Origin of the sequence: Larsenimonas rhizosphaerae (assembly GCF_023700005.1) — a bacterium.
Lineage (GTDB): Bacteria > Pseudomonadota > Gammaproteobacteria > Pseudomonadales > Halomonadaceae > Larsenimonas > Larsenimonas rhizosphaerae.
In genome coordinates this window covers 1,986,457-2,008,366 of record NZ_JAMLJK010000001.1, presented here as the reverse complement: position 1 = coordinate 2,008,366, position 21,910 = coordinate 1,986,457, and the positions used below count along the sequence as shown (strand labels likewise).

Here is a 21,910-nt window from a genome sequence, read left to right as displayed (position 1 = left end):
TTAGATGGCATTCCCCATCTCGAAAATGGGCAGATACATGGAGAGCACCAGACCGCCTACCAGTACCCCGAGAACTACGATAATCAAAGGCTCAAGCAGAGAGGTCAGCGTATCCACGCGATCCTCCACGTCCTGCTCGAAAAAATCCGCGACCTTGTTGAGCATGGCGTCCAGTGACCCGGCTTCTTCGCCGATGGCTACCATTTGCAGCGCCATGCCTCCGAACAAACCGGTATTACGCATGGCAAAATTAAGTGACTGGCCATTGACCACATCTTCGCGCATGCCAAGGATGGCCTGTTCGAACAGGCGATTGCCGGCCGCCCCTGCCGAGGTTTCCAGTGCATCAATCAAGGGAACCCCGGCAGCGAAGCTGGTGGCCAGGGTGCGGGCAAAGCGCGCCACGGCCGAGCGCTCCAGAATCGGCCCCAGCACGGGTAACTTGAGCGCGAGCCGGTCACGAGCGAGAACCAGTCGTGGCGAACGTTTGAGCATTGCTTTGAGCGTCATCAGGCCGGCGCCTGTAACCAGCAGGGCCTGCCACCAATAGGCCTGTGCCATGGCCGAGAGGTTGAGTGTCAGCTGGGTAAAGGCTGGCAGGTCGGCACCAAATCCCTTGAACATGCTTTCAAACTGGGGAACCACCTTGATCAGCAGCATGGCTGTCACCCCCAGTCCGACACTGATGACCGCGGCCGGGTAATAAAGCGCCTTGCGCACCTTTGATTTCAGTGCCTGAATCTTTTCCTTGTAGTCTGCTACGCGCTCCAGCATGCGATCCAGGGCACCGGCCTGTTCCCCGGCGGCTACCAGGTTCACGAACAGGGCATCGATCGTACGGGGGTGGGCCTCCAGGGCCTGGGCCAGACTTTTACCTTCCGAGATGTCACTGTGGAGACGATGAATCATATGGCGCATGCCGGCATGATTGGTGCTGTCCCCGATGGCTGTCAGTGATTGCAGCAGCGGGATGCCAGCCCGGATCATGGTGGCCAGCTGGCGGGTAAATACCGCAACCTGCGCGCCAGTGACGCGCTGGCCGAATGAGACAAGCTGTCGCTTTTTCTGCAACTGCTTGATCATGATGCCCTGTTTGACGAGTTGACTGCGGGCGCTTTCCTTGCCGTTCGCGACCACGATGCCCTTTTGAAGCTCGCCCCGGGCATTCTTGCCGCGCCATTGCCACTGACTGAATTGCTCGATACCCGCGCCGCGATGTTGACGTGATGTGGCCATGACTATCCCCTGGTAACCCGGTTGACTTCTTCAAGGCTGGTGACGCCTTCCATGACCTTGATCAGGCCACTGCGACGCAGGTCATGATGTCCCTCCCTTCGCGCCAGATCGGCCAGATCAATGGAGCTGCCGTCTTCCATGATCAGTCGGCTCATGGCATCCGAAATCGGTAATACTTCATAGAGTCCTACCCGTCCCTTGTACCCCTGGGTACAGCGGGCACATCCCCTGGGCCGATACAGGACCAGAGTGCGGAGGTCCTGCTCGGTGAATCCTTCTTCCTGTAGCGTCAGTTCCGGCAGGTCGACACGCTCCTTGCAGTGATCGCACAGTCGCCGCGCCAGTCGCTGGGCGATGATCAGCGAAACGGAGGTGGCTACATTGAAGGCCGCGACGCCCATGTTACGCAGTCGGGTCAGGGTTTCGGTGGCGGAATTGGTGTGTAGCGTTGACAGTACCAGGTGCCCGGTCTGTGCTGCCTTGATGGCCACTTCGGCCGTTTCGATATCACGGACTTCACCGACCATGACCACGTCCGGGTCCTGACGAAGAAAGGCGCGCAGGGCACTGGCAAAATCCAGCCCGATGCGCGGCATGACATTGACCTGGTTGATTCCCTCAAGCTTCAGCTCGACCGGGTCTTCCGCCGTGGCGATATTGCGTGTTTCGGTATTGAGAATGTTCAGGGCGGTATACAGGGTGACGGTCTTGCCGCTGCCGGTCGGACCGGTGACCAGAATCATGCCCTGTGGATGTGATAGCGCCTTTTCGAAACTGGTTTTCTGCGCCGGTAAAAAGCCCAGCTTGTCGATGCCTAGCCTGGCGCTGGACGGGTCCAGCAGGCGCATCACGATCTTTTCGCCATAGACGGTAGGCAGTGTATTGACGCGAAAATCGATCTGTTTCTTGGCCGAGACCTTGAGTTTGATGCTGCCATCCTGAGGCAGTCGCCGCTCGGAAATATCCAGCTTCGCCATGACCTTGAGGCGTGCCGCCAAACGCTGGCGCATCTGTTGCGGTGGGCGGGCGGCCTCGGTCAGTATGCCGTCGATGCGGAACCGAATCCGGTAGCTGGTTTCGTAGGGCTCAAAATGAATATCGGAAGCGTTGCGCCGTATGGCATCCAGCATCAGTTTGTTGACGAATCGAACGACCGGCGCATCATCATTCAGTGAAACGATCTGATCGTCTGCTTCGTCCTCATCCGCGATGGACAGATCATCAAACGAGCCATCGTCGTCGAGCAGCGCCATGGCGCCCTGGAAGTGGGCGTTCAGATATTCTTCCAGCCGACGTTCCAGCTGATCCGGCGGTACCAGTACGGCTTCTACCCGATGACCGGTCACGAACTGCAGTTCATCCAGCGCGTTGAGCGCTGCCGGGCTGCCCAGTGCAATGGTCAGGGAATGCTCACCCTGAATCAGCGGCAGCACGGACAGACGACGAAGCAAATCCTCCGGCAACTTGCCGGGCAGGGGCAGGCGAGCCAGTGGAACGGCATCGAGCTCCAGACACCCCAGACCGAACTCCTGCGCTGCTGCCAGAGCGGCCTGACGCCCAGTAACGTAGCTGCGGCTGATCAGGTAATCCATCAATGTTGTTTCGAGCTCGCGCGCTTTCTCACTGGCCGCCAGGGCATCTTCTTCGCTTAACAGGCCATCCTGGACCAGCCGTTTGGCCAGCCCGCGCAGGGCATTTCCAACAGGGTAGAGCGAGGAGGTGGCCATGAATGACTTCCATTCAACAGATGAGCTGGATCGAAAGTCTTTATCGGCAAGTGAAAAGACGACTGAACGCTGACCGACAAGTAATGTTAACGAACGTAAAGTTTTGCCGGGATGTGGTCGTTAGTACCAGCGATGCGGTTATGAGCATCCGTGCGCGGGGCACACATTATTCAAGCGTTTGTAAAAGGGACAGACTCATGTCAGCAAACAGGCAGGCAGGCTTTACATTGATCGAACTGATGATCGTGGTAGCCATCATCGGGGTACTGGCGGCCATTGCCGTGCCGCGATATCAGGACTATGTCGCACGCTCTGAAGCGGCAGCAGGACTGGCTACCATCAAGGGCGTGCAGACCGCCTATGAAGAGCGGGTACTCACCGGCAATACACCTTCGCTTACATCTGGGGAGGCCGGATATATAGGCATTCCTGAAACAGCCAGTGATTTGGGGGAAGTGGGATTAATTGATAATAAAGGCGGTCTGAAATTCACTTTTGGTGATGGGAGCCAGCTTAGTAAGGATGTAATTACTCTCGAACGCACTACAACCGGAGAGTGGAGCTGTACAACCAATGGGATGGAAGAGAGCTATATTCCCAGCTCATGCAAAGACTCAACTCCCAAAACATGATTTCGGTTTATACCGGAATCAAAAAAGCCGGCTTTTGCCGGCTTTTTGGTGGCTAGTACATGGCCTTTTCTTCTTCGACCACTTCCTTCAGTACCGCCAGGAACAGGCCATCTGCCGGGGAATGATGGCGGGGGTCTTCCGGGATATTGACATTGGTGGATTCGGAAATGGCATTGGCAATGCGGGCCATGGCATCCGGTTCGCCATGATGTTCCCGCGCAATTGCCAGTGAGCTTGAAAGGATGTCCGGTTCCTGCAACAGCTTTTTGATGAAGTGGCGAAGCTCGGTGATCATCCGCTGTTGCTGAATTTCCGTTGCTGTACTCATGTTGTGCTCCCCTGAGGTGATATGGGACCAAGCATACCGTGAATGGGCGCATTCATCACGGTGCAGGCTGTTCCTGCCACAGGCTGATGTGGCCAATCCATGGCAGTGCCCTGGCACAGTGTTCAAGCTGGCGGCGTTGTTCGGCCGTGACGGGGGTGCCGGCCGGTACATACAGTTCGATATCCACTTCGCGGCTTTCCATGCGGGTGACGTAGTGAAACTGCAGGTCCAGATGAGCATCCCATATGGGATGCTGACACCAGCACCGGGCCAGAGCAGCTTCGATATCACGGCGAAGGGGCAGTTCCTGACGAAATTCAACCCGGGGCGCGTCGGAGTCGTCTTCCGGGTCAATATGAAACACGATGTCATGAAGCTCCGGGTGCTCCGCGCGCAGGCGGCGAATCACCATGTTGCCGATCTCGTGACCCTCGGACACGCTGATGCGGGCATCCACGGTCAGATGGACATCCAGCATGACGGAGCCACTCTGGGTGCGCGTTCTTAAATCATGCACGTTGTGAACGCCATCAACCTCAAGGGCTACTGCCTTGATGCGCTGATGCTGTTCGGGAGGGAGTGCGGTATCCACCAGTTCACGGCTGGCCTGCCAGAGTTGCTCGCCACCGACCCTGGCGACCATTAATGACACTACGATCGCAGCCACGCTATCAAGCCAGTCGAGGCCGAACTGCAGGCCGATCAGGCCAATCAGGACAACCAGTGAGGAGAGGGCATCACTGCGTGAGTGCCATGCATTGGCTTCCAGCAGTTGTGACCGCTGTCGGCGGGCTACCTTGAGGGTGATGCGAAAGAGAATCTCCTTGATCAGCATGGATGCCACGGTCAGCGCGATGGCGCCCATGCCGGCGCTGGAAAGGGCTTCATTGGCCACAAGACGCTGGATGCTGTCCCATGCCAGCGCGCCGGCCACGGCAATCAGCATGATGCCCAGTGCAAGGGTGCCCAGGGTTTCTATGCGTCCATGGCCGTAGGGGTGGTCATTATCCGGAGCCTGACGTCCATAATGGGTGGCCAGCAGCACAAACGCATCCGTGACCAGGTCCGACAGGGAGTGAACGCCATCGGCGACCAGAGCACTGGAGTGGGTGGCGGCGCCGACCAGAATCTTGAAAAAGCCCAGCAACGTGTCAAACAGGGCGCCGATCAGGGTAATACGCTGTGCGGCATTACGATCTGTCGCGCGGGTGTCGATATCACTCATGAGGTCAAGGGTTCCTTGCTGCACCGGCGCGCACGAGCGCGTATAGTGGCGCGTTCCAACGACAGTTTGTAATAAGGGTATATCATGTCACGCCTGACCCTTTTTCAACGAGCAACCGGCGCCGGGCCGGTGCTTCGTATTCTGGCGATGCTTTTGCTGGTACTGGCCGCCATGATGGCTATACCGCTGATCATGCTGGTGGTCGAGCAAAATGATGATATGTGGGCCTTTTTGTATTCCGAAGTAATGACGCTGTCGAGTGCCGGCCTGATGTTACTGGTTACTCACCGCATCGATATTCAGCTCAAGCCACGCCAGATGTTCATTCTGACAACCATGAGCTGGGTCACCATCAGCACATATGCCAGCCTGCCCATGGTATTCGGTGCACCGCATTTGTCCATGGGCGATGCCGTATTCGAGTCGGTGTCTGCCATTACGACGACAGGGTCTACCGTACTGACAGGCATCGATAACCTGTCGGACGGCATCAAGCTGTGGCGGGGGTTGATGCAGTGGGTCGGTGGTATCGGCATCATTGTCATGGCCATTGCCATTCTGCCTTTCCTGCAGGTTGGCGGGATGCGCCTGTTTCAGACCGAGTCCTCGGACTGGTCCGACAAGATCCTGCCTCGCTCCGGCGGGGTCGCCAAATCGATCGGTGTGGTTTATCTGGTCATCAGCCTGATTGCCGTCCTGACCTATTGGCTGGCGGGCATGACACCACTGGATGCGGTGGTGCATGGCATGAGTTCGGTAGCCACCGGCGGCTTTTCAAACTACGACAGCTCCTTCGGCGTCTATGCCGACAAGCCCTGGATCATGTGGATGGCGGATGTCTTCATGCTGATGGGCGCGGTACCGTTTGTGCTCTATATCCGAATGTTCAAGGAACGCCATTACGGTGCCTTCTGGAAGGATCAGCAGGTGCGTGGCATGTTGCTGATGCTGGGATGGGTCATTATCGGCCTGACCCTGTATCGGGTGGCGCGGGGTGTGCCGTTCTTTGATGCCCTTACTCAGGTGGCCTTCAATGTGATCTCGGTGGTGACGACTACCGGATATGCGTCGGATGATTACACCCTGTGGGGGCCGCTGGCGGTAGCGGGCTTTTTCTACCTGACCTTTATAGGCGGTTGTTCCGGGTCGACCAGTGGGGGGATGAAGATCTTCCGCTTTCAGGTGGGGATTATCATGCTCATCAATCAGCTGCGCCATCTGGTACATTCCAATGGTGTGTTTTCCCAGCGCTATAATGGCCGCATGCTGACCGATGAGGTGGTCCGCGCTGTTATTGCCTTTTCATTCTTCTTTTTCTTTACCGTGGCGTTGATCGCTCTGGGGCTGGCCATGATGGGGCTTGACCTGATCACGGCCCTGTCCGGTGCCGCTACTGCAGTGTCCAATGTGGGGCCGGGGCTGGGAGATACGATCGGGCCCGCAGGCAACTTTTCCTCCCTGCCGGAAGCGGCCAAATGGCTGTTGAGTTTCGGCATGCTGATGGGCCGTCTGGAAATCCTGACCGTGCTGGTACTGGTGACGCCGATGTTCTGGCGAAAATAGCAGGCTGTCCATTTGCTGATCATGCGCCCCGTGCAACCCACGGGGCGTTTTTATTGGGCACATGTCTAAGGCAATTACCGAGGCCTTTCGTTGCTGCACTGCACAAAATGCGTCACAGTATGCTGGTAATGCCTACTGGCAGTTTACTTTTGCCTGACACACAGGGGACTTCCCATGTTGTATCAATTCTATGAATTTCAGCGATCGATGTTTTACCCGGTATCGGCCATGTCCAATGTCATGGCACAGGTGCTGACGGATTCACGCTATAGCTTTTCTCACCTGCCCTGGTCCAACCGTGCAGCCGCAGGTCTTGAATTGATGCATCGGCTGGGCAAGGACTATGAAAAGCCGGCTTTCAACATTACTACGATTGAAAAGAACGATTCCATCGTGCCGATCGTTGAAGAAGTGGTCGAAGACAAGCCGTTTTGTCGACTGATCCGTTTCAAGCGCTATGCCGATAATGCCGAGCTTGCTCATGCATTTGAAAACGAGCCGCGGGTGCTGTTGTGCGCACCGCTTTCAGGCCATCACTCCACCTTGCTGCGTGATACCGTGCGCCAGTTCCTGCATGACACCAAGGTGTACATTACGGACTGGAAGGATGCTCGCATGGTGCCGCTGGATGAGGGTAACTTTCATCTGGATGATTATGTGGATTACATCCGCGACTTCATTCGCACCATTGGCACCGATAATCTGCATGTGATTTCAGTATGTCAGCCTACTGTTCCTGTACTGGCAGCCCTGTCTCTGATGGCGGCGGATGATGAGCCGCTGCCCAATACCATCACGATGATGGGAGGGCCGATCGATGCCCGTAAAAGCCCGACGGATGTCAACTCTCTGGCCACCAACAAGTCGATGCGCTGGTTTGAGGATAACGTGATCTATCGTGTCCCCGGCTCTTATCCGGGGGCCGGTCGAGAGGTTTATCCGGGGTTCTTGCAGCATGCCGGATTTCTGGCGATGAACCCGGACCTTCACCTCAAGTCGCACTGGGATTTCTATGAGCATCTGCTCAGTGGAGATGATGAGGACGCCGACAGCCATCGTCAGTTTTATGATGAATACAACGCCGTGCTGGATATGCCTGCACAGTATTACCTCGATACCATTCGAGTGGTTTTTCAGGAGTATGGTCTGGCACGCGGTACCTGGACAGTACGCGGTCAGGTCGTCGACCCCTCCCGCATCAGGGGGGCCGCACTGATGACGGTCGAAGGTGAGCGCGATGACATATCAGGAGATGGTCAGACGTTTGCGGCACATGAGCTTTGCACGGGTATCGATACAAAGCGTCATCATCACATCATGCTGGAAGGGGCCGGCCACTACGGCATTTTTTCCGGTCGGCGCTTTCGTACCCGGCTGTATCCGCAGTTGCTCGAGTTCATTAAATGTTACGCAGATACGAATCAGGCTTGACAGTTTTGTGCGGTGCAGCAATACTGTGTTTGTGCACTGCACAACTAATGCAAGGGAATCTGGCGACACCCGTCAAAGTTCGCAAGGTTCTACGTGTCATCTAGTCACCAGGTAACCGGTGGAACCACCGAACGGAGAAGCATTATGTATACCATGAACAACCCTGAAAAAATGAAAGACATGTATCGAGATCAGCTGGACTCCATGATGGGCTTTTCCCGTCAGTGGATGAAAGGCGTCGAGCAGTTGACCGAACTGAATCTGCGTACCACGCGTGACATGATGGAGCAGGGGTCCGACATGACTCGCAAGATGCTCTCGGCTCGTGAAGCGCAGGAAGTGTTCAATCTGCAGACCGTCATGTTCCAGCCATTTTCCGAGCGCAGCATGGCCTATACGCAAAATGCCTACCGCATCATGTCTGGTGTGCAGTCTGACGTGATCAAGTCAGCCGAGGAAAAAACCTCGCAGCGTGTCCAGGCGGTTCAGGGCTATATCGATGATATGGCGCGTAATGCGCCGGTAGGCTCCGAGTCCACGGTTTCCATGGCCAAGTCTGCAACCACTGCTGCCAATAGTTTCTACGACACCATGCAGAAGATGGTGCGCCAGACAATTGAAAATGCGGAGCGTAACTTTGAAGCGGCGACCAGCACGGCTCATGACCAGGCGCGCAAGGCGACTGAAATGAGTTCCAGGTATGCCAGCGAGGCTCAGTCTGCAGTGAAGGAATCGGCGCAGACTGCAGAAGCGCAAATGGCTACAGCCAGCCGCACGGCTGAAGCCACGGCCAAGGATGCCAGCGCTCAGGCCCAGAAGGCTGCAGAAGCCTCCAAGAATGCAGCATCCTCCAGAAAATAACGGGGATGAATGTTAAAAAGCCCGGCCAATGGCCGGGCTTTTTCATGCCTTGAAGTAATCAGGCAAAGGAGATGTAGATTGTCAGAACACAGACCACGAGGAAAATGCCGAAAGGTACAGCGCCTTTCCAGGGAGTAAGATCGACCTCACCACTGTCCTGTTGAATCCAGGCTTCCGAGGTGGGTGCGAGCTTGCCAATGATCAGCATCATGACGATCAAAAGGGCAAATACCAGACCAATGAAATGGAAGTCATGGATGTAATCCAGCAGGCCGGTGAACGGCGGAACGAAATACACCAGGAAAATGGTAACGCAGCCCAGAATCAGGGCCAGCTTGGCAGCAATCGGGGGAACATGACGGGTCAGAAGACCTACTACGACGACAGCCAGAATGGGAATGAAGTAGAGGGCATTCATTTTCTGCAGGTAGACGAACAGGCTTTCCTGCCCGGCCAGCAGTGGAGCAATGGTCATTGCCGCAATGGCCATGATCCAGCCAAAGACCTTGCCTGACTTTACTACTTCCTCATCGCTTGCGTCCTTGCGCAGTATCTCCTTGTAGATACCGAGACTGAACAGCGTCGTAGTGCTGTTGAGGGCCGAGTTGAACGAGGACAGGATCGCACCCACCATGACGGCAGCAAAGAACCCGGTCAGATAGGGCGGTAGTACATTGAAGACGAGATGGCCGTAGGCTGCATCGGCCTTGATGCCCTGGTTGGCATAGAGATAAAAGGCAATCATACCGGGAATAACCAGATACAGCGGGCCGAACAGTTTCAGAAATCCGGTGAGAAGCACGCCTTTTTGGCCCTCGGCCAGACTGCTGGCGCCAAAGGTGCGCTGAATGATCTGCTGGTTGGTACACCAGTAGAAAACGTTCAGGAGAATGACACCGGTGAACAGGGTGTGAAATGGCACGGACTGTTCATTGTTGCCCATGGAGTTGAAGCGCTCGGGCGTGGCTTCCTTCAGTATGCGCCAGCCTTCAAAGGCGCCATTGCCATCACTGACGGCCTGAAGACCAAAGTACACAATCATGAATCCGCCGATCAGAAGGCCTATGCCGTTGATGGTATCGGACACCGCGACGGTGCGAAGACCACCGAACAGCGCATAGATTGCCCCGATCAGCCCTACCAGCCAGACCGTTCCCCACAACAGGGTGGTATTGGATTCGATGCCGGTAAGGCCCTGAAGGTCCAGCATGCCCAGAAGGCCTACCGCACCGGAGTAAAGCACTATCGGCAGCAGGATAACGGCATAGGCCAACAGGAAAATAATATTGGTGATCAGCTGTGTGCCCTTGTCGAAACGGATTTCCAGCAGCTGAGGAACGGTGGTGATGCCGCTTTTCAAAAAGCGTGGCAGAAAGAACAGGGCCATCAGAACCATGGCAATAACCGCCACGACTTCCCAGGCCATGACGCTGAAACCATCCACGAAAGCGGCACCGTTCAACCCAACCATTTGTTCGGTGGACAGGTTGGTCATCAGCAGTGAGCCAGCGATCAGGGGAAAGGACAGACTCCTGCCGGCCAGGAAGTATCCCTTGGAGTGACGGTGGTCATCATTTCGCGTCATCTTCCATGTGATGGCTGCTACCACCAGTGTGAATAGCAAAAACGACAATATGGTAATTGCGTGCATGGTGAGAAAAAGTCCTTGCCAGATTTATAATGGTTATTGGCGCGCAAACGCGCATGTTCACCCTCGAACCATGGCGAGTTTATTACGCTTTCAGAAAAGTGCTATTGGCCAATTGTCTGACATAGCTTTTCTCATGTATGTCAAAACACCTTCTTTGCGGTACTGCTGGCATAAATACCCATGTCTTCTATAATCCAACCACTCGCTGAGGGAAAAGCGTGATGTAAGGTTTTATACATCCTTGTCTGCATCAAAGGAGGGCGCAATGGGGATTATTCTGTGGCTGATTATTGGCGGTCTGGCAGGCTGGATTGCAGGCAAGATCATGCGGGGCGGCGGCTTTGGTGTTGTAGGTAACATCGTGGTCGGTATTGTCGGTGCGGTGATCGGTGGTGCAATGATTGGTTTGCTGGGCCTGTCGTCCAACGGTGGCATCATAGGGTCTCTGGTGACCGCAGTGATAGGTGCCGTGGTACTGCTTTGGGTCGTTTCGTTGATCAAGCGAAAAGGGTGATTGACCCCGAATCAAGCAGGAAAGCATGTAAAAAAGCGCCTTTGACGGCGCTTTTTTAATGCCTGTAGATCGCGTATGGGCTTCAAGAGCCGGCTTGCCGGATGCTTCGCACAAGCCCGGTACGAGGCATTTCAAGCGCAACCCCGGCTCTTCCCTTAATGACGCCGATTAAGCGAAATTAAACAGCTTTTTTCAACCCCTTAAGGCACTATAGGCGCCATCCAGGGGTGCGACAGGCATCGTCATGACTTGATCGTACATCGATTTTATAACAGGGAAGGGCGATGGCACGTTGCATCGCTGATGGTCGCATTATGAAAAAGGAACGCTTCATAGGGCTTGAGTGGATGCGGTTTCTGCTCGGCCTTTATATCGTTATCTTTCACACCATGCATTATTACCCGGAAGCCAGGGGCTGGGGGAACTACGTCTCGCAGGTTGGTTTCTTCTCGACCAGTGCGTTTTTTGTTCTGTCAGGGTTCCTGCTGGCGCATGTCTATCTCAACGATAATAACGAGATGCGAGAGCCCGCCAGAAGCTTCATGATCAAGCGGTTTTCGAACCTCTATCCTATCCATATCGGCTCGTTTCTCCTGACCATTGCCGTGATGTCGATCATTCCGTATCTGGCCATCCTGCCCGAGGATGCCAAGACCTCGGCGCTGTTTACCATTTATGACGTGAACAATGATCTAGGGCAGACAGATCCCAATGCACTACATCACTTCATGAGTGGCGGCGAGGCGACGCTGAATGTTGTTTTGAACCTGCTGCTTTTGCATGCATGGAATCCGTTGTATCTAACCTTCAACCCGCCGTCCTGGTCGATTTCCACGCTGTTTTTCTTTTATCTGGTATTTCCCTTTGTGGCACCTCGTCTGATGCGTGTCCGCCGTTCATGGCGAGCACTGGCCGTGACGATGGGGATTTATCTGATTCCGCCATTACTGGTTATTGCCTTTACGGATTACGGTATGCCGGAAACCGGTATTTTACATCGTAACCCTATCATTCGGTTGCCAGAGTTTCTGGCGGGCATCCTGCTGTGCGGTTTATACGCGCGCAGACGATCCCAAGGGCGTACGTTAACGCGAAATAATATATGGATGCTGGTGGGTATTATTGTGGTATCCATTACCGCAGCGGAACTACTATTGCCCCGAGCGCACGCCTGGTATTACCTGATGCATAATGGCCTGTTGTTGCCGGCGCAGTTGTCACTGATTTATTTGTGCCTGCTTGTCCCCATGCCTCGTCGTGAGTGGGTGCGTCGGCTGGCTGGGCGGCTGGGCGGGGCATCGCTGCCGATGTTTGCCTTGCACGTGCCGCTATACATTATTTTCTCTCGCGTAGAGCGGGTATTATCCGGTGATCCGGCCATGTGTCTTTCAAGCTTCAGGGGCTGCCTGGACGCTGCCGGCGGCATTACCATCTGGCTGTATCCCGTGTTTTTGCTCATGACGGTTATCCTGTGTGTTATTTTCCAAGAGCAGTTCGTAGTACGTGTCCGCAACTGGCTGCAGCGCCATTTGCTTCATCGTGAGCGCAAAAGTACGCATGCTGACAAAATGGCTCGCCCCGAGGAGTGATGCGTGCCGGTTTTGCCAGCACAAAAAAAGAGGCCCATAAGGGCCTCTTTTTGCAGAACGTTTTTTTAGTGCAGCATACCGAGACAGTGCTCAATGATATCCAGCCCTTCATTCAGCAGTTCATCCCTGGCTGTCAGCGGGACCAGAATTCGAATGGTATTGGCGTAGAAGCCACATGACAGCAGGATCAAACCCTGCTCAGCTGCCGTTTTCGTCAACTTCCTGGTCAGCTCGGGATCTGGTTCGCCAGCGTCATTGACCAGTTCAAAGGCTGCCATGGCGCCCGTGTTGCGGCTGTGCGCCACCCATGAGAACTGCTCTTCCCATTGATTGAAACGTTGTGCCAGATGTTCACCCATGGCCGTGCTTCGGGCCAGAATGTTTTCTTCTTCAATGGCTTCGATAACGGCCAGCGCCGCAGCACATGAGAGTGGGTTGCCGCCATAGGTGCCACCCAGTGAGCCCGGGCCCGAAGCGTCCATTAAATCGGCCTTGCCGATTACCGCTGCCAGTGGCATGCCATCTGCCAGGCTTTTGGCCGTGGTGATGATATCCGGCACTACTCCGGTATGTTCGATGGCGAACAGTTTGCCGGTACGTGCAAAGCCGCTTTGTACCTCGTCGGCAATCAGGGCAATTCCGTGCTCATCGCACAGATCACGCAGTGCCTGCATGAAGGCCGGCGAAGCCTGATAAAAACCACCCTCGCCCTGAACGGGCTCGATGATAATGGCCGCCACCCGGTGTGCGGGTACGTCGGTCTTGAACAGTCGATGAATGGCTGCAAGGCTGTCCTCGTCACTGATGCCATGAGCGGGAACAGGGAAGGGCGCGCGGAAAACATCTCCCGGCATTGGGCCAAAGTCATGCTTGTAAGGCAGCACCTTGCCGGTCAGGGCCAATGTCATCATGGTGCGACCATGGAAGCTGCCATCAAAGGCGATAACGGCACTTCGGCCTGTGCCGGCTCGCGCTATCTTCACGGCATTTTCAACCGCTTCGGCGCCGGAGTTGACCAGGAGGGCTCGCTTGTCACCATCGCCGGGCATCATTTCACACAGTTTCTGGCATAGTTGCACATAAGGCGCGTAGGGCATGACGGTGGCACAGGTGTGCATGACCTTGTCCAGCTGTGCCTTGACGGCCTCAACGACCTTCGGGTGCCGGTGACCCAGATTCAATACGCCAATGCCGCCGCCAAAATCGATGTAGCGATTACCTTCCACGTCCCAGATTTCTGCATTTTCCGCACGTTCGGCAAACGCGGGAATCATGTGAGGTGCGCCTCTGGCCACATAAGCCTGTTTCAGCTCGCTCAATTGCTTGTTGTTCATTACCGACTCCTGCGTCTGACACTGATCGAATGAGGACGTGAAGTGCCTCCGGCCCTGTGGTGTCTGTTTGTAGTTGGACGGGCAGGGATAAGAGGCGCTGCTTAACCACTATATTAGGGTCGGTGCTGTCCAGTAAATAAAGCATTTGTTTAAAATATTGGATATTCGGTGCGGTTCTGCCGTCAAGACAAAACCTTAATTGAAGAAAATGCACCAAATATGCAGGCTGACGCGGTTTGGATTGCGTCAATTATGCCGATACGTGCATTATGCGTGTCACGTTCGGCACAATTCGATGCACTCGACTGTTTCATCGATTCTGATCAGTGCCGTGTAGAACATGATTTTTTATATCAGACCGACACTCTATCGCAGGTGTTGGCGTTACCAGGATAATCGTAATGTGGCGATGGATCAGCGGATGTGTACTGGCCGGTTTTCTGGCTGGATGTGCAACACAGCAGAGCAGCCCTCAAGCGCACTATTATGATGTAGCCATGCCGTCGATCACGGCGCCCAAGGCCAATGCAAGGGCCAAACAGAAAAAACCGGATGCACAGACATCGCCCGTGGTCCAGTGGTCCACGATTCGCGACTCCCTGATGTCGGAATACGATGAGTGGTCCGGGACACCTTATCGTTACGGAGGTGAGTCGCGAAGCGGTATCGACTGTTCGGCGCTGGTGCAGCAGATTTTCAGTAACAGCTTTGATATTGATCTGCCCCGTACCACGCTGGGGCAGGTGCTTGAGGGAGACAAGATCAGCAAGACAGCCCTTAAACCTGGTGATCTCGTCTTCTTCAGGCCCTACCGTGGTGACCGGCACGTTGGCATTTATGTCGGTGATGGCTATTTCATGCACGCTTCAAGCTCCAGTGGCGTGCGACTTTCCCGGCTGGATAATCCTTACTGGACTCGCCATTACTGGCAGGCTCGTCGTACCGTTACTCCCAAGGATATACCGGCCCGCCTGGCCATGAAGTAAGCGCATGACGGGCCTGATGCTTCCTGAGGTGTCAGACCCGTCGTTATCCCTTCTTTTATCCCATCCTTCTAATTCCTGTTGCCTAATGTTAAGGCGCGTTATTTTTTATTTTTTAGTTAAAAAGAATGACGAGCAAGTATAAAATTGTGCCGAACCGGTTTGTTTTGATGCGTAAGTACCAGAGTTGACTATTCTGCACAGCACATGCCACAGGAAGGCTGCAACATGTCCCGTATTCAAGGATCACAGGGAATTCCTCCTTCAGGAGGATGGGTGCGTATGTTCGACAACTGGTTTCATGCTCGTATTCAACGTCCATTGCATTGGGTCGCACGTCACCTGGTGGCGTGGAATATTACACCGACCAAGGTTTCCATTTTCGGTTTTGTGGTCGGCCTGCTTGCCATCCCGGCCCTGTGGCTCGGTGAACCGGCATGGGCTGTTGGTGCGATAGTCGTCAATCGTCTGATGGATGCGTTGGATGGTGCCATCGCACGATGGGCAGATGTCAGTACGGCGTCAGGACGTTTTCTGGAAACGACGCTGGACAGCCTGTTTTACGCAGCCATGCTGGCCGCCGTATTCTTCATGTACGTCTCAGTGCCCATGCCGGCCATCATCACCCTCATGCTGGGCGTGGCTGCGCTGAGTATTGGTGCACGCGCCTTTCACGCGACAGCACCGGCCCTTAATGCACGCACCAGAAGCAGGTCCCGCTCGGTAGCACGTTTCAGTGGCCTGTTTGGTCACATCGCTCTGACCTGCTTCCTCTCTGCGGTATGCCTTTATCCAGAACATGCCACTGTCATGACCTGGAGTGGTGGTGCCCTTACATTGCTGGCGGCATTCATACAGGTTGTGGTTGGCTACAACAGCCTGAACCGGGCTGAGCACGGCTTCAAGGCGCCTTTGACGCTGGTGCGTGATGACGCTGGTGCGCGCCGTCCGCCCATGGTGACCGGGTCTTCTACAGCGCCATCTACTCCTGTTTCATCAGCGCCGGCGCCTCGTGTGGTATGTCTGACACGCAAGCGTGCCCAGCAGATGAAGGAACAAAGTGGTGGTGAGCAGGCTTCGCGTCGCATTGATTCCGATTCGGCCCGGGTGCTGGATTTCCCGCAGCGTTGAATTGCTTCCCTGCTTGCCCCATGCAAAAGGCCCCTCGAACGAGGGGCCTTTTGCATGGGGCAAGCAGGGAAATGCTGGTTCTATTCGTGGCTGCCTTCATCACTGTCATCGTTGCGTCGAGCCGGGCGAAACGGAGCTGTCCAGAATGACTGCATCTGCTCCATGAAGGCTTTGGACTGCCGAAGATTTGTATCCATCAGTTCACGTACAAATGCAGGCTGTATGCGTCGCATGGTTTCCCATGCTTCCTGTGCCTGTTGCGGGCTGTATGCGTTGATGCCCTGACCTGCGATCTGCTGCTGAAAATCGTTGAGATATCCCAGATGATGTTCCAGATATTCGCCCATTGGGCCCTGCATGGCATGTCCGTAGAAACGAATCAGCGATTGCAGCATGTCGCTGTTGAACAGGGGTTCACCGGCGCTTTCTTCTTCGAGAATAATCTGCAGTAGAATACTTCGTGTAATGTCGCTGCCGCTTTTGGCATCAATGACGGTAATGTCTTCGTGAGCCAGAATCAGTGATTTGACTTGCGACAGCGTGATATAGCTGCTGGCTGTCGTGTCATAAAGGCGTCTGTTTTGATATTTCTTGATCAGACGGGGAGCGGTATTTTTTTCTGTCATGAGGTGTCCATGCAGGAAAGCCCGACGGCGCCGGGCTTTATCAGTATTATTGCAGTTGCCCCATAGGCTAACTCATGTGCAGGCCGCCGTTAAGCGAGAACTCTGCGCCGGTTGAATAGGCCGCTTCGTCGGAAGCCAGCCAGCTGATAATGGACGCTATCTCTTCCGGGTTGCCCAGGCGTTTGGTCGGGATGCCATTGGTGATCTTTTCCAGAACGTCCTCTCGAATGGCGGAGGTCATATCGGTTTTGATGTAGCCTGGCGACACGGTATTGACCGTAATGTTCCTGGACGCGACTTCCTGTGCCAGCGCCTTGGTAAAGCCATGGATGCCGGCCTTGGCAGCGGAGTAATTGGTTTGTCCAAACTGGCCTTTCTGACCGTTGACTGAGGCGATGTTGATGATGCGTCCCCATTGGCTTTCCAGCATGTCATCGATGACCTGTTTGGTCGTATTGAAAAGACCGGTCAGATTGGTATTGATCACAGCGTTCCAGTCTTCAGGAGACATTTTCTTGAACACGGCGTCTCGGGTGATACCGGCATTATTTACAAGAACGCTGATCGGGCCGATTTCCTCACGCACCTTGAGGAAGCTTTCCCGGGCCGATTCCCATTGGTTGATATTGCCTTCACTGACCTCGAACTCGTAACCTTCCGCCTTCTGATCTGCCAGCCATTTTTCCTTGCGGCTTGAATTCACGCTGCAGCCGACAACGACCCTGAAGCCATCCTTGTAAAGGCGCTGACTGATGGCGGTTCCGATCCCGCCCATTCCGCCGGTTACAAATGCAATGCGCTGTTGTGCCATGATATCAACTCCCTTCAATCAAGAATTCAACCGTATGGTATGTGTGTTGAGTAGGTACATATTCATCGCCAGGTTTCAGGCTCTGGCACGAACATAGCGCCCCGGTGCTTCTTCGATCGGACGATATGTACTGTTTCCTGCTTTTTTCGGACAGGCTTTCTGTTTGCCGGCAAAGGTACTCAGCCACTCTGACCAATCGTTCCACCAGCTTCCAGGCAGCTCCTGAGCCTGCGCAAACCATTGTTCGGGGTCATCCGGAAGGGAAGGGTCATTTGCCAGCCAGTGGCAGCGCTTGTTCTTGACCGGGGGGTTGATGACACCGGCTATATGGCCCGAAGCACCCAAAACAAAGCGAGGTGTACCACCAAGCACGCAGGCACTGTTGTAAACACTTTGCCAGGGCACGATATGATCGCTCCGCGAGGCGTAAAGATATGCCGGGACGTCCAGGTGGGTCAGATCCAGCGGTTCATTGCAGACAGTGACGGCGCCCGGCGTTTTCAGATCGTTTTGCAGGTAGGCATGGCGCAGGTACCAGGAAAACATGGGCCCTGGCAGGTTGGCGCCGTCGCTGTTCCAGTAAAGCAGATCGAACGGCGGAGGAGTGGCTCCCTTGAGATAGTTGCCAACTACATAATTCCAGACCAGATCGTTGGGCCGTAAAAATGAAAAGGTGTTGGCCAGCTCGGACGCCTTGAGAAGGCCTGGTGCCCCGCCGCCTTGACCGCCGATGGTCTGTTCGCGCCAGCGGATCTGCTGTTCGTCGATGAATACATCGAGAATGCCGGCTTCGCTGAAATCGAGCATGGATGTCAGCAGTGTCATACTGCTGGCTGGTCTGCTCCCACGAGACTGGAGTACCGACAATGCGCAGCTCAGCAGGGTGCCCCCGATACAGAATCCAAGGGTATTGAGCTTTTTGGTGCCGCTGATGTCCGTGACCACATTGATGGCATTGATTACGCCTTCATCGACATAATCATCCCACTGCTTGTGAGCCAGGCTTTGGTCTGCATTTCGCCAGGATATCAAAAAGACCTGATGCCCCTGGTCCAGGGTGTAGCGTACCAGGGAATTGGCCGGCTGCAGGTCGAGAATGTAAAACTTGTTGATGCAGGGCGGTACGATCAGCAGGGGGGTCTCATGTACCTTCTGCGTGGTGGGGGTATATTGAATGACCTGAATGAGGTCGTTTTCATATACGACATGCCCGGGCGTCTGGGCCACGTCACGGCCAACAACAAAGGCATCTTCATCGGTCTGGGAAATTCGACCGCGCGCCAGATCGGCCCAGAAATTCTCCATGCCACGCCGCAGGCTTTCACCTCCGGTTTTTTCAATCTGCTCCAGTGCCTCGGGGTTGGTACCCAGATAGTTGTTGGGAGCACTGGCAGCTACCCATTGTTCGACACAAAAGCGGATGCGGGTGCAGGTCTTGGCATCACCGGTCAACGCGTCGGCAAGACTCATTACAAAGCGGGCGTTTAAAAGATAGAGCGCTGCTATGGAGCCGTAGCCTGGTTGTTGCCAGGCGGGTCCGGAAAAGCGGGGATCTTCAAGTGCCGGAATACTGGCCATCAGTACATTTTGCCAGAGTTGGGTCAGCTCCAGGGTGTATTGACTGCTGAGGCTCATCAGCTTGTCCGGAGGTACTCGCGGAAAGTCAGGGTGCTTTTCCCGTGGTGTCACATCTTCCATGCCGGGCAATCCTGCAAACCATTTCTGGATCGTGTCCGTGCTGAACAGCGGGATATCGAATCCTGCCAGATTTGGGGCGCCGAACGGATTGAAAAATGCATTAAACGGAGACTGTCTGGTGGGCATCTTTAAAGGCTCTCGGCAATAAGCGTCCCGCTTCGTTTGAAGGAAACTATTAAATAAGTTTTTTCCTATGGAAAGTGTAGACCCAGGCTTCAGGGCTGCAAGGTGGTAAAAGAATTTCTTTGGTAGGGGAGAACAATCGGTGTTTTTACATAAAAAAAGGACGCCTTTTAAGCGTCCCTTTTAAATTGATGATCATCGCTACAGGCGGCCGGCCTTGTTAAGTACCGGGTTGGCATACTGCATCAGCCACCAGGGCCTGAGTGCCTCGGGGACATCGTCAAGGCGCGCCTTGAATCGCAGTCGATCGGCCGGGGTGATGTGTTGATGATTGACCAGTTCGGGCGCAGTACCAAGTGCCTCAAGAGCCAGATAGTGGCTCGGGAACAGGGTGTAGTGTTCAAGTACCTGGGCATCAATGACGGCTGCAATGGCCTCGGCGCTGTCAGGAAGATCTTTCAGTGGGGTGCCGAAAACCAGTCTGACGCGTCCCTTGTGGCCAGAGATACCTGCTGCGATGGACATGATGTCTTCAAAGGGCTTTTTCTGATAGGGCTGGCCTTCGTCTGCCGCCTTGAGCTCACGCGCCTTTTGAATGTCACATGGATCGAATTCATAGCTGATCGAGATCGGCACTACATGCAGCTCTGATACAGCACGCCCTACACTGCACTCCTTGTCCTGCTGGCGGCCGGCCATGCTGAGCATCTTGATGATGGCGCTGTCTGTCCGGTCTATCCCGTTTTTGGCGCGACCTTCACGCTGTGCCATCCATACAGGATGATTATCACTGACAATGGAATGACGGATGTAGCCTGACAGCATCTGGTAAGCGGCCAGCATGGCACGCTTGCCCTTGGCGGAGCGAGGCACCACAAAGCTTTTATTGAGGCGCATCAGGTCGGTCACGTAAGGCTTCTGCAGCAGATTGTCCCCGATGGCGATGCGCACGGTGTCACGTCCCTGCTGATACAGGGCGTAATTGACAAAGGCCGGGTCGAGGGAAATATCCCGGTGATTGCCGATAAAGAACCAGGCCTGACTGCCATCAAGCTTTTCCAGCCCTTCCACTTCGAAATGGTCGGTACTGCGCTTGATCATCTGATCCATGTAGTAGGCGATATGCTGTTGAAACGCCTTGACGCTATTGACGTCCTTCAGTTTTCGCTTGAGGCCCAGGCTCACCAGCCGCCTTGCAAGCCAGGGAGAATAGCGAGACAGCCGGGGAAGCCGGTAACGTGTAATGGTTCCCAGAAATTCGTCACATTCCGTCAGACGCTTGATGACGGGAGCGACCTCATCGTCATGATAAGGGCGAATGCTGGCATACGGGTCTTCTGTCGTGTCAGTCATCATGGCGTGGCAGGAGGTGTCTCTGTTTCACCGCCCAGCCAGTCTATCAGCTGGCCGAGTGTGGAAGTCAGGGTATGGGCCATCAGTGAGAACTCGGTATCGAGCTTGAGGATCGGATCTTCATCGTCCGTACTGTCATTGGCCTCATCCACCAGGTTATCGCTGAAACGAATGGACTTGATGGCAAGATCCTCATGAAGCGTGAAACTCATCTGGCCTTCCGTGGACAGCCGAAGCTGGCTGACGCGTCGGCCGGCATCGAGCGCTGCCTGCACTTCCTCGCCCTCGAGATCGACCTGGCGGCCGCGGAATACCCCTTCTTCCTCGCTGGCAGCGCGCAACTCGATCTGATCGCCCAGCAGCAGGGTGTCCGGGCGAGTTTCAGGTTTGGTTAGCCACTCCGTCATGGTCCTGCCTGGCGGTATCGAAACGGTCACGGGCGTGACCTTGAGGCTGCCCAGGGACTGGCGGAGCACGTCAAGGGTGTCTTCGGCCCGCTTGACGCTGGCGCAGTGCACGCCGATCAAACGGCGTCGTGTATCCCACCAGACATCGATCCGGGTAGATCGGGTGAAGGCCTGGGGCAACAGTTCCTCTACCAGCTTTTCCTTGATGGCAAGCCTGTCACGGCGTGTGACGGCGTATCCCTGACGAGCTTCCTGCTCAAGGCAACGCTCTTCCAGCAGTTCCTTGACCACTGATGAGGGCAGCAGGCGCTCCTGACGGCTAAGTGTCAGCAGGCGATGGCCCTGAATTTCGTGTACCAGCGAGCGGCCGTGACGACCTGCCGGACAAGACCAGCCGGCGCGTTTGGCTTCGTGGGGCCCCACCGGCCTGAAGGCCTGAGCGTCGAGGGCGTCTTCCAGCGCGTCGAGCGGTATAACCTGCTCGTCATGCAGGCGATAAAGATGTAAATGCTTGAACCACATGATGACCTTCCCTTTGAGAGCGCCATATTATGTCGAAGGAAAGCGCGCTCGGCCAGCGTTGTGGTTTGCCGAAGATGATCCATACGTCGCAACGCGAGCGTGCCGCCACGACCTTCGAATATGATACACTCGTCGCGTTTGCCAACCGTCTTGGGCGTCGGTAGA

At 55.0% G+C, this 21,910-nt stretch carries 19 protein-coding genes; 8 read left to right on the top strand and 11 right to left on the bottom strand.

Annotated features, from left to right (window positions below; all coding sequences use genetic code 11):
* Both NAT21_RS09165 and pilB read right to left on the bottom strand, forming a co-directional pair.
* The gene (locus NAT21_RS09165; RefSeq protein WP_250937570.1) at nt 1-1,236 is read right to left on the bottom strand and encodes a type II secretion system F family protein; all 1,236 of its coding nucleotides are present in this window, start codon (nt 1,234-1,236) and stop codon (nt 1-3) included.
* A gap of 2 nt (nt 1,237-1,238) precedes the next feature.
* Complete coding sequence (gene pilB, locus NAT21_RS09160; RefSeq protein WP_250937569.1) at nt 1,239-2,963, bottom strand: type IV-A pilus assembly ATPase PilB; 1,725 nt, start codon at nt 2,961-2,963, stop codon at nt 1,239-1,241.
* Between the two features lie 2 nt (nt 2,964-2,965).
* On the opposite strand from pilB, the gene NAT21_RS09155 reads away from it, so the two are divergent.
* On the top strand, nt 2,966-3,595 hold the full coding sequence (locus NAT21_RS09155; protein WP_284732674.1) for a pilin: 630 nt from the start codon (nt 2,966-2,968) through the stop codon (nt 3,593-3,595).
* Between the two features lie 52 nt (nt 3,596-3,647).
* Here NAT21_RS09155 and NAT21_RS09150 read toward each other — a convergent pair whose 3' ends face one another.
* Complete coding sequence (locus tag NAT21_RS09150) at nt 3,648-3,923, bottom strand: hypothetical protein (RefSeq protein ID WP_250937568.1); 276 nt, start codon at nt 3,921-3,923, stop codon at nt 3,648-3,650.
* A gap of 55 nt (nt 3,924-3,978) precedes the next feature.
* A complete protein-coding gene (locus NAT21_RS09145) occupies nt 3,979-5,148 on the bottom strand; it encodes a cation diffusion facilitator family transporter (protein WP_250937567.1) in 1,170 nt (389 codons plus the stop codon).
* An 84-nt stretch (nt 5,149-5,232) separates the two neighbouring features.
* Between NAT21_RS09145 and NAT21_RS09140 the strand changes: the two genes are divergently transcribed.
* The 3 genes from NAT21_RS09140 to NAT21_RS09130 all read left to right on the top strand — a co-directional run bounded on the left by NAT21_RS09140 (nt 5,233) and on the right by NAT21_RS09130 (nt 9,003).
* On the top strand, nt 5,233-6,711 hold the full coding sequence (locus tag NAT21_RS09140; protein ID WP_250937566.1) for a TrkH family potassium uptake protein: 1,479 nt from the start codon (nt 5,233-5,235) through the stop codon (nt 6,709-6,711).
* Between the two features lie 174 nt (nt 6,712-6,885).
* Complete coding sequence (locus NAT21_RS09135) at nt 6,886-8,142, top strand: polyhydroxyalkanoate depolymerase (protein WP_250937564.1); 1,257 nt, start codon at nt 6,886-6,888, stop codon at nt 8,140-8,142.
* A 144-nt stretch (nt 8,143-8,286) separates the two neighbouring features.
* Nucleotides 8,287-9,003, top strand: a complete 717-nt coding sequence (locus NAT21_RS09130) for a phasin family protein (RefSeq protein WP_250937561.1) — start codon at nt 8,287-8,289, stop codon at nt 9,001-9,003.
* Between the two features lie 58 nt (nt 9,004-9,061).
* On the opposite strand, the gene NAT21_RS09125 is transcribed toward NAT21_RS09130, so the two are convergent.
* The gene (locus NAT21_RS09125) at nt 9,062-10,654 is read right to left on the bottom strand and encodes a solute:sodium symporter family transporter (protein ID WP_250937559.1); all 1,593 of its coding nucleotides are present in this window, start codon (nt 10,652-10,654) and stop codon (nt 9,062-9,064) included.
* A gap of 265 nt (nt 10,655-10,919) precedes the next feature.
* On the opposite strand from NAT21_RS09125, the gene NAT21_RS09120 reads away from it, so the two are divergent.
* Both NAT21_RS09120 and NAT21_RS09115 read left to right on the top strand, forming a co-directional pair.
* Entirely contained in the window at nt 10,920-11,168 is a 249-nt protein-coding gene (locus NAT21_RS09120; RefSeq protein ID WP_250937557.1) for a GlsB/YeaQ/YmgE family stress response membrane protein, read from the top strand.
* Nucleotides 11,169-11,452: 284 nt separating this feature from the next.
* Nucleotides 11,453-12,757 carry an acyltransferase family protein gene (locus tag NAT21_RS09115; protein ID WP_250937556.1) on the top strand — a complete coding sequence of 435 codons (1,305 nt, stop codon included), beginning with the start codon at nt 11,453-11,455 and terminating at the stop codon, nt 12,755-12,757.
* Nucleotides 12,758-12,822: 65 nt separating this feature from the next.
* Here NAT21_RS09115 and gabT read toward each other — a convergent pair whose 3' ends face one another.
* The gene (gabT, locus tag NAT21_RS09110; RefSeq protein WP_250937555.1) at nt 12,823-14,091 is read right to left on the bottom strand and encodes a 4-aminobutyrate--2-oxoglutarate transaminase; all 1,269 of its coding nucleotides are present in this window, start codon (nt 14,089-14,091) and stop codon (nt 12,823-12,825) included.
* 401 nt (nt 14,092-14,492) lie between these two features.
* On the opposite strand from gabT, the gene NAT21_RS09105 reads away from it, so the two are divergent.
* Together NAT21_RS09105 and NAT21_RS09100 are read left to right on the top strand one after the other, a co-directional pair.
* Nucleotides 14,493-15,077 carry a C40 family peptidase gene (locus NAT21_RS09105; RefSeq protein ID WP_250937554.1) on the top strand — a complete coding sequence of 195 codons (585 nt, stop codon included), beginning with the start codon at nt 14,493-14,495 and terminating at the stop codon, nt 15,075-15,077.
* Nucleotides 15,078-15,302: 225 nt separating this feature from the next.
* Nucleotides 15,303-16,205: a CDP-alcohol phosphatidyltransferase family protein gene (locus tag NAT21_RS09100; protein ID WP_250937553.1), complete on the top strand. Its 903-nt coding sequence runs from the start codon at nt 15,303-15,305 to the stop codon at nt 16,203-16,205.
* 80 nt (nt 16,206-16,285) lie between these two features.
* On the opposite strand, the gene phaR is transcribed toward NAT21_RS09100, so the two are convergent.
* The 5 genes from phaR to NAT21_RS09075 all read right to left on the bottom strand — a co-directional run bounded on the left by phaR (nt 16,286) and on the right by NAT21_RS09075 (nt 21,745).
* Nucleotides 16,286-16,831 carry a polyhydroxyalkanoate synthesis repressor PhaR gene (phaR, locus tag NAT21_RS09095; RefSeq protein WP_250937552.1) on the bottom strand — a complete coding sequence of 182 codons (546 nt, stop codon included), beginning with the start codon at nt 16,829-16,831 and terminating at the stop codon, nt 16,286-16,288.
* A gap of 67 nt (nt 16,832-16,898) precedes the next feature.
* Complete coding sequence (phbB, locus tag NAT21_RS09090; RefSeq protein WP_284732673.1) at nt 16,899-17,642, bottom strand: acetoacetyl-CoA reductase; 744 nt, start codon at nt 17,640-17,642, stop codon at nt 16,899-16,901.
* A 75-nt stretch (nt 17,643-17,717) separates the two neighbouring features.
* Nucleotides 17,718-19,466, bottom strand: coding sequence for a class I poly(R)-hydroxyalkanoic acid synthase (gene phaC, locus NAT21_RS09085; RefSeq protein ID WP_250937547.1), 1,749 nt, complete (start codon nt 19,464-19,466; stop codon nt 17,718-17,720).
* 198 nt (nt 19,467-19,664) lie between these two features.
* Nucleotides 19,665-20,819, bottom strand: a complete 1,155-nt coding sequence (locus NAT21_RS09080) for a 1-acyl-sn-glycerol-3-phosphate acyltransferase (RefSeq protein ID WP_407658230.1) — start codon at nt 20,817-20,819, stop codon at nt 19,665-19,667.
* Nucleotides 20,816-21,745, bottom strand: a complete 930-nt coding sequence (locus NAT21_RS09075; protein WP_250937544.1) for a recombination-associated protein RdgC — start codon at nt 21,743-21,745, stop codon at nt 20,816-20,818. The genes NAT21_RS09080 and NAT21_RS09075 overlap by 4 nt, the downstream gene beginning before the upstream one ends.
* Between the last annotated feature and the right edge of the window lie 165 nt (nt 21,746-21,910).

Bases quoted from the DNA above. Each gene is read 5' to 3' on its own strand.
- NAT21_RS09165 (WP_250937570.1), bottom strand. From the start codon at position 1,236: ATGGCCACATCACGTCAACATCGCGGCGCGGGTATCGAGCAATTCAGT.
- pilB (WP_250937569.1), bottom strand. From the start codon at position 2,963: ATGGCCACCTCCTCGCTCTACCCTGTTGGAAATGCCCTGCGCGGGCTG.
- NAT21_RS09155 (WP_284732674.1), top strand. From the start codon at position 2,966: ATGACTTCCATTCAACAGATGAGCTGGATCGAAAGTCTTTATCGGCAA.
- NAT21_RS09150 (WP_250937568.1), bottom strand. From the start codon at position 3,923: ATGAGTACAGCAACGGAAATTCAGCAACAGCGGATGATCACCGAGCTT.
- NAT21_RS09145 (WP_250937567.1), bottom strand. From the start codon at position 5,148: ATGAGTGATATCGACACCCGCGCGACAGATCGTAATGCCGCACAGCGT.
- NAT21_RS09140 (WP_250937566.1), top strand. From the start codon at position 5,233: ATGTCACGCCTGACCCTTTTTCAACGAGCAACCGGCGCCGGGCCGGTG.
- NAT21_RS09135 (WP_250937564.1), top strand. From the start codon at position 6,886: ATGTTGTATCAATTCTATGAATTTCAGCGATCGATGTTTTACCCGGTA.
- NAT21_RS09130 (WP_250937561.1), top strand. From the start codon at position 8,287: ATGTATACCATGAACAACCCTGAAAAAATGAAAGACATGTATCGAGAT.
- NAT21_RS09125 (WP_250937559.1), bottom strand. From the start codon at position 10,654: ATGCACGCAATTACCATATTGTCGTTTTTGCTATTCACACTGGTGGTA.
- NAT21_RS09120 (WP_250937557.1), top strand. From the start codon at position 10,920: ATGGGGATTATTCTGTGGCTGATTATTGGCGGTCTGGCAGGCTGGATT.
- NAT21_RS09115 (WP_250937556.1), top strand. From the start codon at position 11,453: ATGGCACGTTGCATCGCTGATGGTCGCATTATGAAAAAGGAACGCTTC.
- gabT (WP_250937555.1), bottom strand. From the start codon at position 14,091: ATGAACAACAAGCAATTGAGCGAGCTGAAACAGGCTTATGTGGCCAGA.
- NAT21_RS09105 (WP_250937554.1), top strand. From the start codon at position 14,493: ATGTGGCGATGGATCAGCGGATGTGTACTGGCCGGTTTTCTGGCTGGA.
- NAT21_RS09100 (WP_250937553.1), top strand. From the start codon at position 15,303: ATGTCCCGTATTCAAGGATCACAGGGAATTCCTCCTTCAGGAGGATGG.
- phaR (WP_250937552.1), bottom strand. From the start codon at position 16,831: ATGACAGAAAAAAATACCGCTCCCCGTCTGATCAAGAAATATCAAAAC.
- phbB (WP_284732673.1), bottom strand. From the start codon at position 17,642: ATGGCACAACAGCGCATTGCATTTGTAACCGGCGGAATGGGCGGGATC.
- phaC (WP_250937547.1), bottom strand. From the start codon at position 19,466: ATGCCCACCAGACAGTCTCCGTTTAATGCATTTTTCAATCCGTTCGGC.
- NAT21_RS09080 (WP_407658230.1), bottom strand. From the start codon at position 20,819: ATGATGACTGACACGACAGAAGACCCGTATGCCAGCATTCGCCCTTAT.
- NAT21_RS09075 (WP_250937544.1), bottom strand. From the start codon at position 21,745: ATGTGGTTCAAGCATTTACATCTTTATCGCCTGCATGACGAGCAGGTT.